14 protein-coding genes and 1 pseudogene are annotated in these 16,228 nt (G+C 26.6%); 12 read left to right on the top strand and 3 right to left on the bottom strand.

The features are described 5' to 3' along the window. The first annotated feature begins 21 nt into the window (after positions 1–21). The 4 genes from BM020_RS07710 to BM020_RS07695 all read left to right on the top strand — a co-directional run bounded on the left by BM020_RS07710 (position 22) and on the right by BM020_RS07695 (position 5,921). Entirely contained in the window at positions 22–1,230 is a 1,209-nt protein-coding gene (locus BM020_RS07710) for an ammonium transporter (RefSeq protein ID WP_067146546.1), read from the top strand. A gap of 224 nt (positions 1,231–1,454) precedes the next feature. Further along, the gene (locus BM020_RS07705; RefSeq protein ID WP_067146544.1) at positions 1,455–1,793 is read left to right on the top strand and encodes a P-II family nitrogen regulator; all 339 of its coding nucleotides are present in this window, start codon (positions 1,455–1,457) and stop codon (positions 1,791–1,793) included. Positions 1,794–2,184: 391 nt separating this feature from the next. Then, the gene (locus tag BM020_RS07700) at positions 2,185–2,427 is read left to right on the top strand and encodes a DUF5654 family protein (protein WP_067146543.1); all 243 of its coding nucleotides are present in this window, start codon (positions 2,185–2,187) and stop codon (positions 2,425–2,427) included. Between the two features lie 203 nt (positions 2,428–2,630). Next, entirely contained in the window at positions 2,631–5,921 is a 3,291-nt protein-coding gene (locus BM020_RS07695; protein ID WP_074798780.1) for a DUF5814 domain-containing protein, read from the top strand. 149 nt (positions 5,922–6,070) lie between these two features. Here the strand turns inward: BM020_RS07695 and BM020_RS07690 are convergent, their stop codons facing one another. Then, positions 6,071–6,463: a hypothetical protein gene (locus BM020_RS07690; protein WP_067146539.1), complete on the bottom strand. Its 393-nt coding sequence runs from the start codon at positions 6,461–6,463 to the stop codon at positions 6,071–6,073. 294 nt (positions 6,464–6,757) lie between these two features. Here BM020_RS07690 and BM020_RS07685 point away from each other — a divergent pair, with 294 nt between their 5' ends. Continuing rightward, positions 6,758–7,360 carry a YigZ family protein gene (locus BM020_RS07685; RefSeq protein ID WP_067146537.1) on the top strand — a complete coding sequence of 201 codons (603 nt, stop codon included), beginning with the start codon at positions 6,758–6,760 and terminating at the stop codon, positions 7,358–7,360. A gap of 70 nt (positions 7,361–7,430) precedes the next feature. On the opposite strand, the gene BM020_RS07680 is transcribed toward BM020_RS07685, so the two are convergent. Next, entirely contained in the window at positions 7,431–8,918 is a 1,488-nt protein-coding gene (locus BM020_RS07680) for a sodium-dependent transporter (RefSeq protein ID WP_074798778.1), read from the bottom strand. Positions 8,919–9,366: 448 nt separating this feature from the next. On the opposite strand from BM020_RS07680, the gene BM020_RS07675 reads away from it, so the two are divergent. The 6 genes from BM020_RS07675 (at position 9,367) to BM020_RS07650 (ending at position 13,070) form a co-directional block, all read left to right on the top strand. Beyond that, complete coding sequence (locus BM020_RS07675) at positions 9,367–9,849, top strand: RNA-binding protein (RefSeq protein WP_082762232.1); 483 nt, start codon at positions 9,367–9,369, stop codon at positions 9,847–9,849. Positions 9,850–9,962: 113 nt separating this feature from the next. Further along, entirely contained in the window at positions 9,963–10,667 is a 705-nt protein-coding gene (arfB, locus tag BM020_RS07670; RefSeq protein ID WP_067146531.1) for a 2-amino-5-formylamino-6-ribosylaminopyrimidin-4(3H)-one 5'-monophosphate deformylase, read from the top strand. A gap of 128 nt (positions 10,668–10,795) precedes the next feature. Continuing rightward, positions 10,796–11,182 (top strand): tRNA (N6-threonylcarbamoyladenosine(37)-N6)-methyltransferase TrmO, encoded by a 387-nt coding sequence (tsaA, locus tag BM020_RS07665; RefSeq protein ID WP_067146529.1) that lies wholly within the window; start codon positions 10,796–10,798, stop codon positions 11,180–11,182. A 477-nt stretch (positions 11,183–11,659) separates the two neighbouring features. After that, positions 11,660–11,893: an LSm family protein gene (locus tag BM020_RS07660; RefSeq protein WP_067146527.1), complete on the top strand. Its 234-nt coding sequence runs from the start codon at positions 11,660–11,662 to the stop codon at positions 11,891–11,893. 280 nt (positions 11,894–12,173) lie between these two features. Further along, entirely contained in the window at positions 12,174–12,359 is a 186-nt protein-coding gene (locus tag BM020_RS07655; protein WP_067146525.1) for a 50S ribosomal protein L37e, read from the top strand. A 201-nt stretch (positions 12,360–12,560) separates the two neighbouring features. Next, positions 12,561–13,070, top strand: coding sequence for a flavodoxin (locus tag BM020_RS07650; RefSeq protein ID WP_067146523.1), 510 nt, complete (start codon positions 12,561–12,563; stop codon positions 13,068–13,070). A gap of 197 nt (positions 13,071–13,267) precedes the next feature. Here BM020_RS07650 and BM020_RS07645 read toward each other — a convergent pair whose 3' ends face one another. Beyond that, positions 13,268–13,729: a hypothetical protein gene (locus tag BM020_RS07645; RefSeq protein WP_074798775.1), complete on the bottom strand. Its 462-nt coding sequence runs from the start codon at positions 13,727–13,729 to the stop codon at positions 13,268–13,270. A gap of 811 nt (positions 13,730–14,540) precedes the next feature. On the opposite strand from BM020_RS07645, the pseudogene BM020_RS07640 reads away from it, so the two are divergent. Beyond that, a pseudogene (locus tag BM020_RS07640) lies at positions 14,541–16,228 on the top strand (hypothetical protein); the annotation flags it as partial.

The following is a 16,228-nucleotide window of genomic DNA, read 5'->3' as shown; positions in this document are numbered from 1 at the left end:
TAATTAATCAGGAGGATTGTTATGTTATTAGATACAGGAGATACAGCTTGGATGCTTGTAAGTCTAATTATGGTGCTTTTAATGACAGTACCTGGAATTGCATTTTTTTATGGAGGATTATCAAAAAGGAAAAATGTATTAAATACGATGTTTTTATCTTTAATTGCATTTGCAATTGCAAGTATTATATGGGTAGCATACGGCTATCAAATAGCTTTTGCACCTTCTAGCATTAATGGACTTATAGGATTACCAGTTAACTTCTTTTTAGAAGGAATTGGAGTGGATAGTTTAACTGGAAATATTCCAACATTAGTTTATATTGGATTTCAATTAACATTTGCAGGACTTACTGCAGCTATTGTATCTGGATCTATTGTTGGAAGAATGAAAACTGGGTCCTGGATTTTATTTACAATACTTTGGATTAGCTTAGTATATCTACCTGTCTGTCACTGGATTTGGGGTGGTGGATGGTTAATGGATATGGGTGCAATAGACTTTGCAGGAGGAGTTGCAGTAGAAATTAACTCTGGCTTTTCAGCACTTGCATTAGCTCTTGTTCTCGGTAAAAGAAAAGACACCTCTCTTCTTCCACATAACTTAGGCTATTCTATTCTTGGAGCAGGATTCTTATGGTTTGGATGGATGGGCTTTAATGGAGGATCAGCTCTTGGAGCTAATGGGCTTGCAGGTTCTGCAATACTAATTTCAAATACTGCAGCAGCTGTAGCAATGATTACTTGGGTTATTTTAGATATAATAAAACTAGGAAAGCCAACTGTATTAGGTGCAATTACTGGAGTGGTTGCAGGGCTTGTGGCAATTACTCCTGCAGCAGGCTTTGTTCCATTATCTGGTTCATTTGTAATAGGTTTAGGGGCAGCTATAATATCTTACTATGCAATTTATAATCTTAAATCTAGATTTGGATATGATGATGCTTTAGATGTATTTGGTGTTCATGGACTTTCAGGAGTTTGGGGTTTGATAGCTACTGGTTTATTTGCATCTCCTGCAATAAATGGAGTGGCAGGATTTTTCTTTGGAAACCCAAGCCAATTAACTGTTCAAGTTATAAGTGTGGTAGCTACAGCAGCATACAGCTTTACTGTTAGTTTTGTAATTGCTAAAGTTCTTGAAAAAACAGTAGGTTTAAGAGTAGATGATAAAGAAGAAATCGGCGGATTAGATTCATACTTACATGAAGAATCTGCTTATAGACTTTAATGAATAAATTAATTAAGCTTTAATTTTAAAACTATGATTAAAAAATGATTTTTATTTTAATTAAGTTTTAATTTTAAGATTATGATTAAAAAATGATTTTTATTTTAATTAAGTTTTAATTTTAAGATTATGATTAAAAAGTGATTTTTATTTTAAAAAATTTATTTATCATTAATCTTTTAAATTTATTAGGTTTTAAATTAAATATTTATAAGAGGGATTATATGAAAAGAATAATTGCAGTGATTCGTGAAGAAATGTTTGAAAGTGTTAAAAAAGCCTTAATTGAAGAGGGTTGTGAAGGTATGAATGTTTCTTCTGTAAAGGGAAGAGGTAGGCAATTAGGTATAAAAGAATCTTATAGGGGTTCTAGCTATTGTATAGATCTTATTCCAAAAACACGTATAGAACTAATCGTTAATGAAGAGGATTTAGAAGATATATTAAATCTTATCTTAGAAAGTGCACGTACTGGTGAAGTTGGAGATGGAAAAATATTTGTCTCTGATGTAGAAGAAGTTATTAGGATTAGAACTGGGGAGAGAGGTTCTGATGCTGTTTAACTCAAGCTTTTTGGCCTTCGGCCAAAAACCTTGATTAAGATATTTCCACTACTTGGGAGAAATAATCTTTCATTGTTTTAATTTTTTTATTTTTTTTATTTTTCATTCTTTGCCCTATTTTTCTATTTTTTCTTTATTTTTTGAATTATAATTATATTTTTGACTATTTTTTAAAAAATTTAGTAAATATTAACTAAAAATTACTTTATAGTATTATTCTAACTGTATTTTAATAATAACTTTATATATGATAAAATACAAAATATTAAATAACTATTAATTAGTAAATTCTATTTAACTAAATTATTATAAACTAAATTAGATTTTGAGGTTAAATTGTAGTTGATTACTAATTTTAGTTATTTTTTTAAAAATAATAAGGAGATATATTATGTCTGATGTAAGTCAAACCGTAATTAAAACTATCATTACTTTAGTAACTACTGCATTCGGTTTAGTTGCAGGTTTAGCATGGAACGATGCAATTCAAAAATTAATTGAATCTGTAATGGGTGCTGGAGATGCACTTTCTGGATTATTCATTTATGCTGTTGTTGTAACTATTATTGCAGTTGTTGTAACCATTCTTCTTGCTAGAGTAGCAGCAAAAATGGGTGTAGAAATAGAAGAATAGGTTTAATGCTTATTCTCTTTTTTACTTTTTTAGTTTTATTTAATATTTTTTTAATATTTTTCCATTTTATCATATTCCTTCATTTCATCATTATTTTTTCATTTATTTATGGTATTTTTAATTTTATGTGCTTTTTTTACATTTTTATATTGCTTTGTTTTTTCTTAATCTTTTTAAACTATTAAAAATATATCTATAAACTAATGATAGTACTAAATAAAAAGAAAAAATCTTGGGAGATTTATCCTATTGGAAGCCCTAAAGGAGCTCTTAATACAAAACGCAAACCTGAATTTATAGGTGTATTAAAGTTTAGGGAAGATGAAGAAGATGGAACAATATCCATTAAACGTTTTCTAGTTAAAGATGAAAATGAAGATAAGCTTTATCCTCCCTCAAGGGCTATTAATATTTTACGCTCCCAAGCTGTTTTTTTATCAGAAAAAGATGAGAAATTGGAATCTTTCCTCAAGCAAAATAATATTAAAGTTAGATTTACAAATATCTGTCAACATTGCAGTTATGAAGGTGAAGTAACTATTATCAATTCAGATTTTTCTTATAGATATCATGATCAATTAATCTGTAAAACTTGTGCTGAAGATACAATTAAAAGGGAACTTCAGCTTAGAGGCTATGATAAAAAGGTATTTGGAAATTTCAAGAGAGTGCTGGAAAAAACAGGTAGCTTAAATGATGTTTTAGACATGCTTTCACCAAGATTTGATCCATTAGCTCGTTCTGATTTAACATTGTTCGATAGGATTAAAGTTCAGGATGATAAAATACCTAAAATAGCTATGAAAAGGCTTAAAATACCAAAAGAGTTTAAACAGATTATCATAGAGGAAAAAAACCAATACCTTTTACCAGTTCAATATTTAGCTATTCGTGAAGGTTTATTTAAGGGAGAAAATTTATTGGTGGTATCAGCAACAGGTAGTGGAAAAACATTGGTTGGAGAGCTTGTAGGTGTTCCGAAGGCATTAAATGGAAAAAAATTCTTATTTTTAACTCCACTTGTTGCATTAGCAAATCAGAAGTATAGGGATTTTAAAAAGAGATACGAACCTCTCGGATTAAAAGTAGCTATTAAGGTAGGTATGAATAGGATTAAAGCAAAGGGAGAACTTAAACTACCTGACTCTAATATTGCTGATGCAGATATTCTTGTTGGAACCTATGAAGGAATTGACTTTTTAATCCGTTCTGGTAAATCCGATTTATTAGAGGACTTAGGATTAGTTTTAGTTGATGAAATTCATACTATTTCCGATGAAGAAAGAGGTCTTAGATTAAACGGTTTAATTAAAAGAATAAGGCATATTTTCCCAAACACTCAAATAATAGGTTTATCTGCTACCATTAAAAATCCACAAAGTTTAGCTAATGATTTTAATATGAAATTAGTTCAGTATAAGCAGAGACCAGTTCCCCTTGAACGCCATATCGTTTTTGTAAGGGGAGATATTCAAAGAAGAATACTAATGAGAAAATTAGTTGAAAAAGAATTCTACACAAGCTCTTCAAAGGGCTTTAATGGCCAGACTTTAATTTTTACTAATTCTAGAAGAAAAACACATAAAATAGCTAATTTCTTATCTGGTAAAGGGATTAGTGCTTCTGCTTATCATGCAGGTTTATCCTATTTTAAAAAGGAAAAAATTGAAAAAGACTTTTTAAAAGGCAAAATAGCTACAGTTGTTACAACAGCGGCACTTGCAGCAGGTGTAGATTTTCCGGCTTCTCAAGTTATTTTTGAATCCTTACTAATGGGTAATAAATGGATTTCCCCTAATGAATTTTCACAAATGCTGGGAAGGGCTGGAAGGCCTAGTTATCATGATAGAGGATTAATTTATCTTATTCCAGAAATTGGCAGTGAAGTTGATAATGAAAGTGAAGAGGCAGTTGCACTTGATTTGCTTGAAAGTGATGTTGAAGATATTTTTGTAGACTATACCGAGGATGGATCACTTGAACAAATACTTGCTGATATATCATCAAAGTCTTTAAGGAAAGTTAATGATCTTGAGGAATTCTATAAAAATATTCCAGTTCCGATGGATATAAAAACAGCACTTGATGAACTTCATGATAAAAAAGCTATTGATGTATATTCTGATGGTACAATTGATACAACTAAGTTTGGAAAAGCTGTGGCAATGTCATTTTTATCTATTGATGATGGTGTGATTATTAAAGATTCCATTGATAATCCTCATTATTTAAGTTATTATTATAATAAATCTTTCTTTAAAACTAATTTAAAGGAGCTTCATTTATTATCTAGAAAGATAGATAAAGAAAATGATAATATTCTTAAAAAGAATAAGAAGATTCAGAACAATTTAAATAAACAAGTTAAAAACAGCTCTAGAAAGGATAAAAAGGATAAAAAGGATAATAAAAAGAATTTTAATAAATCTGGAAAAGACAGGTCTAAAGATAATTTTAATAAATCTGGAAAAGACAGGTCTAAAGATAATTTTAATAAATCTAGGAAAGACAGGTCTAAAGATAATTTTAAAGATGAATCAAATAAATCTATTAGAACTGATGTAAATAAGGCTAATGAAAGTAACATTAATGAAAATAATTCTAAAATTAAGCTTATTACGGATGATGAAAGTGTAGAAAAACTGATTCCTAAAAAAGAAACTAAAAAGGCATCTAAAACTAATAGATATATAAATAATATTGCTGATGCTCTTAATGAAATAAATAAATCTAAAGATTATAAAGATTCCAATGAGAATAATTCTAAATCCACTGGCCAAAAAAATGATTATAAATCTTTTAAAAAGGATAAATCAAGAGATATTAAATCTGATGTAATTTATAACAAAAAAACAACTAGTAAATCAAAAAATAAAAATAAAAAGAATAGATCTAAATCTAAAAGTTCTACAATTGTTAAACAGATTAAATTTAAAGAAAATATATTCTCTGAAATTAATGAAAAGATGTCTAAAGATGAAGTTAATTCTAATAATTTATTGAAGATTCAATCAATTGCACTAGATTTAGAATTATTTGAAAATGCTTATTTAGCACCTGTTGTTCATAAACAAATGATTAGTGCTTTAAAGATGAATTTCTCTACTAGATTATTCTCTGAATCAACATTAGATATTATATCATCTGGTGAAGCTATTTCAAAGGTAGATAAGAAATTCCAAGATGCCTTATTAAAAATCCAAATTGATTTTTTAAGATGTGATTGTTATGAAAGACCATTTTGTGAATGCTTACAAAGAGGTGTTTCCTACTATATCATCAATCAAAGATTAAATAGAAAGGATCCAATTGACATTTCTAATTCATTACTTAAAGAATACCAAATCCAAACTTATCCTGGAGATATTTTTGCTTGGCTAGATACTTATGTAAGGAATTTAGATGCTATTAAGAGAATAGCTAAAGCATTTGGTGAAAAAGATATAGTTAAAGAAACAGATAAATTAATGAAAATAATTGAATCTGGTAAATAATCAATAATTTAAAATCTGGTAAATGATTGATAATTTAAATAATAAAATAGATTGATTACTTGAAAATATATAAAAAATAGATGGTTTTAAAACTGTTTTTTTTTAAAAAATAAAAGAAAAATATGGATTTATTAAAGAATTATCTTTAATTATCCATTACTTATGAAGTGCCTTAAAAATCTTGCAAGTAAGTCTGGGTTATCATCAGAACTTGAACTTGAGTAATATCTTGAACTTGAACTAGAATGAGAATCTGAGTCTGAATCAAATAGCTTTGAGAATATTTTATCTGTTATTCCAGAATCATTGTTATCCTCATAATTATTATCATTTTTATCATTTGAGCTAAAACTAGAAAAGATTCCTCCTTCTCCTTCTGAACTATCTAAATAACCATTATTATCTTTATCTTCATCGCTATTTATACTGGATACAATCCAATCTGAAAGACCACCAGTTATAGAATAAACTGCACTACTGCAAACAAAAGCAATTAAAGCTATAACGATGTAAACTATAAATTTTGCTTTTTTATCTTCCATGATCTCACCTCGATGATTTTTTTTAATATTATTTATATTATAACTTAAAAATTGTTTTATTTGTTTTTGAATTTATTTATATTAAAAATTGTTTTATTTGTTTTTGAATTTATTTATTAGATAAAAATATCAAAAATAATATTATAAGTTTTAAACATATAAATGTATATATTAATAATATAAAATATTTTCTAAACTACTATTAAATATTTCAAGATATTATAAATTATAAAATATTTTCTAAACTACTATTAAATATTTCTAAAGACATTATAAATATTTTTAAATGATACCATGAAAACAATAGCTAAACCCTTTCAATCATCTATAGATATAAAAAAATCTCAATTTATTTGCAGATTATTTCCTGCACAGAATGAAAAGGAAGCAAAAGAGATTATAAAAGAAATATCTGAAAAATATAAAGATGCTACACATAATTGCACTGCTTATCTAGTTAGTGATGGAGAGGCTTATGATGATGATGGAGAACCTGGAGGAACTGCAGGTAGGCCAATGCTTAATGTTTTAAAGAAAAATAAGATAGAAAATACAGTTGCTATTGTTACAAGATATTTTGGCGGAATTAAATTAGGGGCAGGTGGTTTAGTTCGTGCTTATAGCAAATCTGTTCTTGAAACTCTTTCTATTGCAGAGATAGTTGATATGGAGCTTTATGAAATATTTAAATTTAGCTTTGAATATCAACATATAAAAGCAATTGATAGTGAAATTAGGGGAAAAAATCTATCCATTGTAGAAAAACAGTATGAAGCTGACGTGATTTACTTTGTAGCTTGTGATAATATTGATATAGTTAAAAATATTCAAGAAAAATTAGTAAAAGAAGTAAATATTGAATATTTAGGTAGTAGATTTTTAGAAAAAATAGATTGATATTTTAAAATTTAATAATAAGTTTCTTTTTTTAAACCAATGAAAAATAAATTATAATTTAATAAATAAATTATAATCTATTTTCAGTTTCATCCCAGTCTTTGTTTGTAGCAGGTAATTTAGTAAATACTGCAGTTAAAACAATCAAGATTACAGTAAGAATTCCAAATACAATTAACTGATCATTAGAGCTACTATTAATTACATCTAACACTCCGCCAATCCATACAATTGCAATAAAAATAGGCAAAATATATTTAACTACAACTGTCCACCATTTACCTAATTTTAAGGTTTTGCTGCGTTTATTTAAAACTGGAATAATATTTTCACATTTAAATATCCATGCAAATACAATACATTCAAATACTACACCTAAAAGAATAGCTATCTGATTGATATAGGCATCTACATAGCCGAGAAGTGTCCCACCAAAGGCTGTTGCATATATCATTGAAAGAACTGCTCCCAATAAACAAAGAATTGTCATTGTTTTACTGCGAGACCAAGTAAATTTATTTTGAATACTAAATGCTAATGGCTCAATTGTTGATAAAATACTTGTAAGCCCTGCAAGATAAACTGTTATAAAGAATAATGGTCCTATGATATAAGCATATTGGCCTAAGACATTTAATACAGTTGGATATACTACAAATACAAGTCCAGTACCTTGAGTTACTAAATCAGCTATTGCAGTTCCACTTTCTAGAGACATATATCCGAGAATTGAGAAAACACCTAATGCACAGAAGTTTTCAAATGCACAATTTGCAAATGCAATAGATAATGTATTAGTAATTAAGTCACTACTTTCTCCTGTATAACTTGCATAGGTAAATGCAATGCTCATTCCTAAACTTAAAGAGAATATAATCTGGCCAAATGCAGCCATCCATATATTAAAATCAAGTAACAGGCTCCAATCTGGTGAAAATAATTCATTTAAACCAATCATTGCACCAGGTAAGCTTAAAGAGAATACTACAATTACAACCATTATTATAAATAGCAAGGGTACAAGGATTTTACTTACTTTTCCAAGTCCTTCTTCTAAGTCTTTATGGGAAATGTACCAAACAATTGCCCAACTTATAAGCATTGCAATAGCTATAACTGGAATAAAACTTCCTATTCCGCTAATGGATTCAGTTGACTGTAATAATGTTGTAGCAAAGTAAGTATTTGGATCTGCTCCCCATCCTTTAAAGAAACTTAATATTACATAGATTCCATCCCATCCAAGTATGCATGAATAGTAAATCATTATGATGAATACTGAAATAGGTAGTAGCCATCCTAAAAATTCAAATTTGCTATTTATTTTACGAATAGCTTTTGGAAAAGATGATTTGTAATTATATCCAACACCATATTCTAAAATTAAAAATGGAACTCCCATCAATAATATTGCAACGATATATGGAATGTAGAATGCTCCACCACCGTTACTGTATAAAACATATGGGTATCTCCATATATTTCCAAGTCCTACAGCAGAACCTACCATTGCTAAAATAAATGATAGATTACTGCCCCATTCGTTTTTATCACTCATAAAAAATCACAAAAATATTTAATAAACAATGAAATTAATTTGAATAAAAATAAGTATTGATATTTCAAAATTAATTTTAATAAAAATAAGTATTAATATTCGGTTTATAAATTAATATTTCAAAATTAATTTTAATAATGGATAATAATTGATTCAACTTTCTTAATAATTGATAATATTTGATTCAACTTTCAATTTCAACTATCAATTTCAATTATTAACTTTAATTATTGGTTTTAATAATAATTTTAAAAATTAATTTCCTAAAATTAATTTAATATACTATAATATAATTTTAATATATAAAAACTATACTATGTTAATTATTAAAATTTTTAATTACTTATTAAATTTTAGTAAAATATTATTAAAATAAGATACATATATAAAAATATAAAATTTTTAATTTATTTAAATATAAAAACATTTAATAGAGAACTTTAAGGTGCTGATTTTGAAAATTAAAAAAAGATATTTTTTAAAGAAAAAGAAAATAAAGGAAATTAAAAAAGAGCTTGGAGATTATGGATCTTTTATTAATAATAAAGACACTCTTGAAATGCTAGAAGCAGAAGATTATAACTTTATTTTAGTAAATGGAGAGCCATATATTATTATGATTAACGACAGGCCATATCCTACTTTAAAAGCTGCTTTAAACATAGAATTAGATAGTAAGGTAGTTGTGGTAGATATGGGTGCAGTTAAATTTGTAACTAAAGGTGCAGACATAATGAGTCCTGGTATTGTTGATGCAGAGGAAAGTATTGTTGAAGATGACATTGTAATAATTGTTGAAGAAACTCATAATAAGCCTTTAGCTATTGGAATCAGTTTAATCAGCGGGTATGAAATGGTTGAAAATATGGAAGGAAAAGCTATTAAATCACTCCATTATGTTGGAGATGCTATTTGGAATTTAGAAGTATAATTCTGATTGTTGGCTATTTCTTATATTTAATTATCGATTAGCTTTCTAAATTTTTTATTTTTATTTCATATTTTGATTTTTACTTCATATATTATATTTATTTAAGTGGTAATATGCTAAATTTAAGATTAAATGCTGGAAATGTTCAAAATCCTAATGTTCATAAGATAGGAATTATTGCACTTGGATCACATCTTGAAAATCATGGCCCTGCTCTTCCTATTGATACAGATGCTAAAATAGCTTCATATATTGCTTTTAATGCAGCTTTAGAAAGTGGAGCTAAATTCTTAGGTGTTATTTATCCTGCTCATGAAATTAAAGAGATAAATCATGGAATCCATGTTTCCCTAGAGGATTTATCTAATGAGATTATAAAAGTATTAAAATCAGCAAAAAACTATTTGGGAATCAGCAGTGTTATTATAGTTAATGGGCATGGTGGCAATTTGCCTATTGTCACTTGTTTGTATGATATTGAAGAAGAAACTGATTTGCTCATCACTTTAAATAGTAAAATTATCGAATCTGAAGGGCCTCATGGCGGCTCTGGTGAGTTGTCTATGGCAAAGGTTTTAGGTATCATAGATGAAAGTGAAGTTAAAAATCAGACAAACTTAAGTAAATATGGTGAAGTTGGTCTATCTATGTTTACTCAAGCACGCCTAAATGATCCAAAGATTGAAGAAAGTGCAATAGACATTCAAGAAAATGGAGTTTATGTTGATGAAGTTTATGGAAATGAACTCTTAAAGTTAGCTATTAACTCGGTCTTGCTAGATGTTGAAAAACAATTGGATTCTCATTATGGGTATTGATTTATTTTTTTATTTTGTAATTTTTATTATGGGGTATTGATTTATTTTTTTTTTTATTTTGTAATTTTTATTAATTTGACATTTTCTTATTTTTTATATAATTTAATTAGCTTTTTAGGATGGATTAGATGGATGAAATAATTTTTAGACCGATTGGATATATTAAATCTAAATATGAATCAGTGGAAAATATGCCGAAATCTAGTAAGGAGGCAATGAATGAAGAAGCAGAGATTATCATTGATGAGGAATACTTAGAAAGTATCTCTAGTATGAAAACTGGTGAAGAGTATATGGTTTTATTCTATTTTCATAAGTCAAAAGGATTTAAGCAAAGAGTTCCTTTTAGGGGAGATGGTCCAATAATGGGTTTATTTTCAACTCATGCTCCAAATAGGCCTAATCCTATTGGTGTTTCAACAATAAAAATAAAAGAAATTGATGGAAATATTATTAGCTTTAATGGAGTTGATATGCTAAACAATACTCCAGTACTTGATTTGAAGAGAATTTAGTTTTTTATTATTCTTTTTTCTATATTGATAATTATAATTTATTTTCATTTGAAAACATTGGTAAATCTTAGCTATTTTATTGATTTAAGTAAAAACCTTTATATACTATATAAAATATAATAAATAGTAATATTAATTTGGTTCAGCTGTATTATTATATATTATTTTACAAATTTTATTGGAATTTTATAATTTTTAATGATTTTTAAGATAATTTTTTGTTTTTTAATTTTATAGTTCAATCTTATTAATTTATTAAATTTTTAGAAAAATTCTAATTAATATAGATTATTGTGTCTAGAACATGGTATCTTTTATTTTTTCTAAAAACCCTGAATTTATGTATGATATTTTAAAATAAAGTATTATTATATATTATTTGTTTTAAAGAAATAGTCTATTTAACTTTTTTTAATTAAAAAAATAGTTAAGTTTATATATTATACAAACATATTTAAAATAGTATAGGTGATAATCATGAGCGGACAACAAAATGTTCAAAGACCACTTGACGCATTAGGAAAAGCAGTAAATTCTCCTGTTTTGATTAAACTCAAAGGAGAAAGAGAATTCAGAGGCATCTTAAAAAGTTTTGATTTACACATGAATTTAGTACTTAATGATGCTGAAGAATTAGAGAAAGGAGAGATAATGAGAAGATTAGGTACTGTTCTCATTAGAGGAGATAATATTGTATACATTTCTCCATAGAAACTCAGTTTCTTATTTTTTCTAAAGTTTTTCTTTGTTGTTTCTAATAAAGATTATTGATATTTATTATATTGATTAAATTAATTCACATCTTAATTAATTTAATTAATTATCTGTTTTATGTTCTTATTTTAAATAAGACTATTCTTAATTAATTTAATTAATTATCTGTTTTATGTTCTTATTTTAAATAAGACTATTCTATAGGCTATTTTATGTATTCTATATGAATTATGAAATTTATTATTATGTTTTATTATTGATTTAGGAGGAGATAGAAGTGAAAGGAACTCCATCAATGGGTAAAAAGAATAAAAAGACCCATATTAGATGTAGAAGATGTGGTAAAAACTCATATCACATACGTAAAAAAGTTTGTGCTTCTTGTGGATTTGGTAAATCCAGCAAAATAAGAAGATACAGTTGGCAAAACAAAAAACCTACCACTCGTCAAAGATTAGTATAGGTTTAATTGCTCTTTGTGTATTTATGCACATTTAAAATTATTTTGGGATAATAAAAGCGAATTATCTCAATATTACTCACTATTTTTATTTATTTCAAACTTTTAAGAAGTTTTTAAGATAGCTTGTTTTTTCTTTTTTTAAATTTATATATTATTAAAGATATATGAATATTTAATTAATATAAGTTTGAGGTTTTTATAATGTCAAAAAGTTTAATTTTATATTTTTCAAGAGAAGGAAATAATTACAGTAATGAAGGAATAAAATGCATTGAAATAGGAAATACTGAAGTAATTGCTAATTATATAAAAGAGTTTACTGATGCAGATTTATTTAAAATGGATCCATTAATTGATTATCCAGAAGATTATATGGAATGTACTAAAATAGCTCAGGAAGAATTAAATGATGATGCAAGACCAGAACTTAAAGGATATATTGGAGATATTGCTGAATATGATCTAATTTATATAGGTTTTCCTAATTGGTGGGGTACAATGCCAATGCCAGTGTGGACTCAGCTTGAAAAGTTAGACTTTAGTGGCAAAACTATTAAACCATTTGTTACTCATGAAGGTAGTGGCTTTGGTAAAAGTTTAAATGATTTAGAGAAATTATGCACTGGAGCTAATATTAAATCTGGTTTATCTATTCAAGGTAGCTTTGTTTCCAGTTCTAAACAGAAAGTACAAAATTGGGTTTTAAGATAATTTTTTTAATTATTTTTTAATGCCAAGCTGTGTTTTAAGATAATTTTTTATTTAATTATCTTTTATTTTTTTAAGTTATGCATAACATTGTTATATTTTTATTTTATAAAAAGGTATACTTTTATAAATCATTTTTAAATACTTTATTGAATCTAGTCTAATAATGGATTTAAGTTGATAATATATTCATAATTAAACTATTCAAAATCAACAATAACTTGATTTAATTCATTTTGGAGTTTTTTTAATAATTTGACATCTTTACCAGTTTTATCTAATATTAATGTCATTATTTTATCTACTTCACTCTCTTTGTAATTAGAATCAATTTCCTCACTAATACTGTCCCATAGTTCAACAGCCCAATTTTTCTTAGCGTCATAAACTTGATCAATTAGTGTTAATTTGCCATTTTTTAATCTAAGTAATCTAAAATCTTGTTTAGGATTAGATTTTTTCCCTTCTTTATTGCAGTCGAGATATAATCCATCTGCAAATTCGGATTTATAGTCTCCTGATTTAACAAATTCTCCAATTAATGAAAATCCATTTAATACACTTTTATCTAAGCCAGTAACAGTTTTTAACCATCCGCCAGTAGACCTAAAGTTTATTGAAGGATCTATATTTCTAATTTCTTCACACCAATTAAGAAGCATTTTTATTCTCCAAAAGTAAAAATTCAATAATTTGATAAATTTAAAATAATTACATTCTCTTAAATAACTTTTCTTTAACAATATTTTTTTAATTTTAATAAAATACATGAAAACAAATTTCATATCTTATAAATTATCATAAATTAAAAAATTAATATTTTTTTAAAATGATAAACTTAAAATAATAAAATTTAAATCCATATTCTTCTAATAAGGGATTAAAAATATATCATTTTAATCAAAACAATAAAATCAATTTTTAGCAATAATTAAATTCTGATTTAAATCTTTAAACTATGTTTAAACCGGATTTTCAGCAATTTAATAAGATTATTTAAAAATCAATTTTTTCATCTCTTAAACTTTTTTATATAAATTTATTTATAAATGGATTATTCAAGAGTCCATTTGAAAACTAATATTTTTTATATTATTTTTAATAACCTAGGAAATAATGAAATATTAAAAAATGAATTTATCAACAAAAGAAAATTTAATATAGTAATAGGAAAAATAGAATCTCAACAAAGCCTAATAAAAAAAATGAAATATTTTAAAGACCTAAACTTGGATTAGAAAAAAAGTTTTTTTCATGGTATAATAATTATAAATATTTTTATTAATCCAACCTATTATCATAGCATTATATCTAATATTAGTTTAAAATTAATTATATATTTTTTTTTTTATTCGGTGTCGTTAATTATTTATAGATGTTTGTATATAATTATTATTAATTACTTATACATATTTATGTTTTTAATTTCATTTATTTAAATAAATTAATAAAAAATAATTGGAGGTAAATAAAATGGTTAACGATTTGAATAAAATTGTTATAGTGTTTTTATTTTTAATTTTTTTATCTATTTCGGCTGTCTCAGCACAAGAGAATACAAGCTCTGAAATAGGTTTAGATGAAAACATGGCAATTATAGATGCAGAAACAGTAGAGGAAAAGATTAATCTTGGAACCGGTGATGATAGTGCAGTAGCTTCAGAGTCTGGTAAAGAAGATGAAGTCAATAATGTAATGAATGAGGATAACTTAAAAGGTACAGGATCATCATTCAAAGATTTACAAATTTTAATCAACAATACACCTGCAAATGATACATTAACTCTAGATAAAGATTATAGTTATTCCGATGGTGATTCAGATATAGATATCCGTAAATCCATAATTATTGATGGTAAAAACCATGTGCTTGATGGAAAATTATCAACAAGAATATTCACTATAATTGCTGATTATGTCACATTAAAAAATATAAAATTCATAAATGCCAATACCAATCATGATGGTGGTGCTATCTATTGGACTGGAACTTATGGTGATTTAAGTGGTTGTTCTTTTGTTAATAACCATGCCAAGTATGGTGGGGCTATCTATTGGACTGGAACTTATGGTGATTTAAGTGATTGTTCTTTTGCTAATAACCATGCTAATGAGAAGGGTGGTGCTGTTGATTGGCATGGTGACTATGGTTATTTAATCAGATCTTCTTTTGTTAATAACCATGCAAAGAATTATGGTGGTGCTATTTCTTGGACTAAGTATAAGGGTCTTTTAAGCGGTTGTTCTTTTGTTAATAACAGTGTTACGAATAATAATGGTGGTGCTGTTTGGTGGGCTGGTAATGATAGTGCTTTAAGTGGTTGTTCTTTTGTTAATAATAACCATGCTAATTGGGGTGCTGCTGTTTCTTGGTGGGGTACTAATGGTCTTTTAAGTGCTTGTTCTTTTGTTAATAACCCTGCTAATGTGAGTGGTGGTGCTGTTTTTTGGTATGGTGTTAATGGTGTTTTAAGTGCTTGTTCTTTTGTCAATAATACTGCTATTTATGGTGGTGCTATTTATTTGCATAACCTCTCTACTAATGTATATGCTTGTTCTTTTAATATTTATCGTCCTAAAAATACAGCAACAGTCACAATTAACAATCTAATCTACTACTATAATCTTAATTATCCTGTTGATTACTATGAAAATGATAAGAAAATTAATAGTGGCCATATAAATGATGCTAGTGTTACTTTTTATAATTTAGACAAAGGAAAACACAATATTAAAATGATTTATTATAAAGGTGGTAAGAATTTTACTAATTATATAATTATAAATGGTGATTCGTATCTAAGTGCTGGTAATGTTTCTATGTTTTATAATGATGGTACTAAATACACTATAAAGCTAGCAGACCACAAAGGAAACCCTATAGCAAACCAAAATATCCAAATAACAATTGGAAATTTAAAATACACTATAAAAACAGATGTCAGAGGATATGCAACACTAGTTCTTAAACAGAAAGTTGGAAAATACAATATTATTGCTAAATTCGATGGTAATAGTGATTATAATCCTAGTAATGTTGTAAGTACTTTAAGAATTTTAGATTCTCCTATAACAAAGAATAAAAATCTTAAAATGTATTTTAGAGGTGGAAGATTTAAAGTGCAAATAATAAATGCCAATGGTAAGCATGTTGGTGCTGG

Source organism: Methanobrevibacter olleyae, from assembly GCF_900114585.1.
GTDB lineage: Archaea > Methanobacteriota > Methanobacteria > Methanobacteriales > Methanobacteriaceae > Methanobrevibacter > Methanobrevibacter olleyae.
This window is presented reverse-complemented; position numbering and strand designations above follow the sequence as displayed.

Excerpts from the sequence above, each read along its gene's own strand:
- BM020_RS07710 (WP_067146546.1), top strand. The coding sequence starts at position 22 with ATGTTATTAGATACAGGAGATACAGCTTGGATGCTTGTAAGTCTAATT.
- BM020_RS07705 (WP_067146544.1), top strand. The coding sequence starts at position 1,455 with ATGAAAAGAATAATTGCAGTGATTCGTGAAGAAATGTTTGAAAGTGTT.
- BM020_RS07700 (WP_067146543.1), top strand. The coding sequence starts at position 2,185 with ATGTCTGATGTAAGTCAAACCGTAATTAAAACTATCATTACTTTAGTA.
- BM020_RS07695 (WP_074798780.1), top strand. The coding sequence starts at position 2,631 with ATGATAGTACTAAATAAAAAGAAAAAATCTTGGGAGATTTATCCTATT.
- BM020_RS07690 (WP_067146539.1), bottom strand. The coding sequence starts at position 6,463 with ATGGAAGATAAAAAAGCAAAATTTATAGTTTACATCGTTATAGCTTTA.
- BM020_RS07685 (WP_067146537.1), top strand. The coding sequence starts at position 6,758 with ATGAAAACAATAGCTAAACCCTTTCAATCATCTATAGATATAAAAAAA.
- BM020_RS07680 (WP_074798778.1), bottom strand. The coding sequence starts at position 8,918 with ATGAGTGATAAAAACGAATGGGGCAGTAATCTATCATTTATTTTAGCA.
- arfB (WP_067146531.1), top strand. The coding sequence starts at position 9,963 with ATGCTAAATTTAAGATTAAATGCTGGAAATGTTCAAAATCCTAATGTT.
- tsaA (WP_067146529.1), top strand. The coding sequence starts at position 10,796 with ATGGATGAAATAATTTTTAGACCGATTGGATATATTAAATCTAAATAT.
- BM020_RS07660 (WP_067146527.1), top strand. The coding sequence starts at position 11,660 with ATGAGCGGACAACAAAATGTTCAAAGACCACTTGACGCATTAGGAAAA.
- BM020_RS07650 (WP_067146523.1), top strand. The coding sequence starts at position 12,561 with ATGTCAAAAAGTTTAATTTTATATTTTTCAAGAGAAGGAAATAATTAC.
- BM020_RS07645 (WP_074798775.1), bottom strand. The coding sequence starts at position 13,729 with ATGCTTCTTAATTGGTGTGAAGAAATTAGAAATATAGATCCTTCAATA.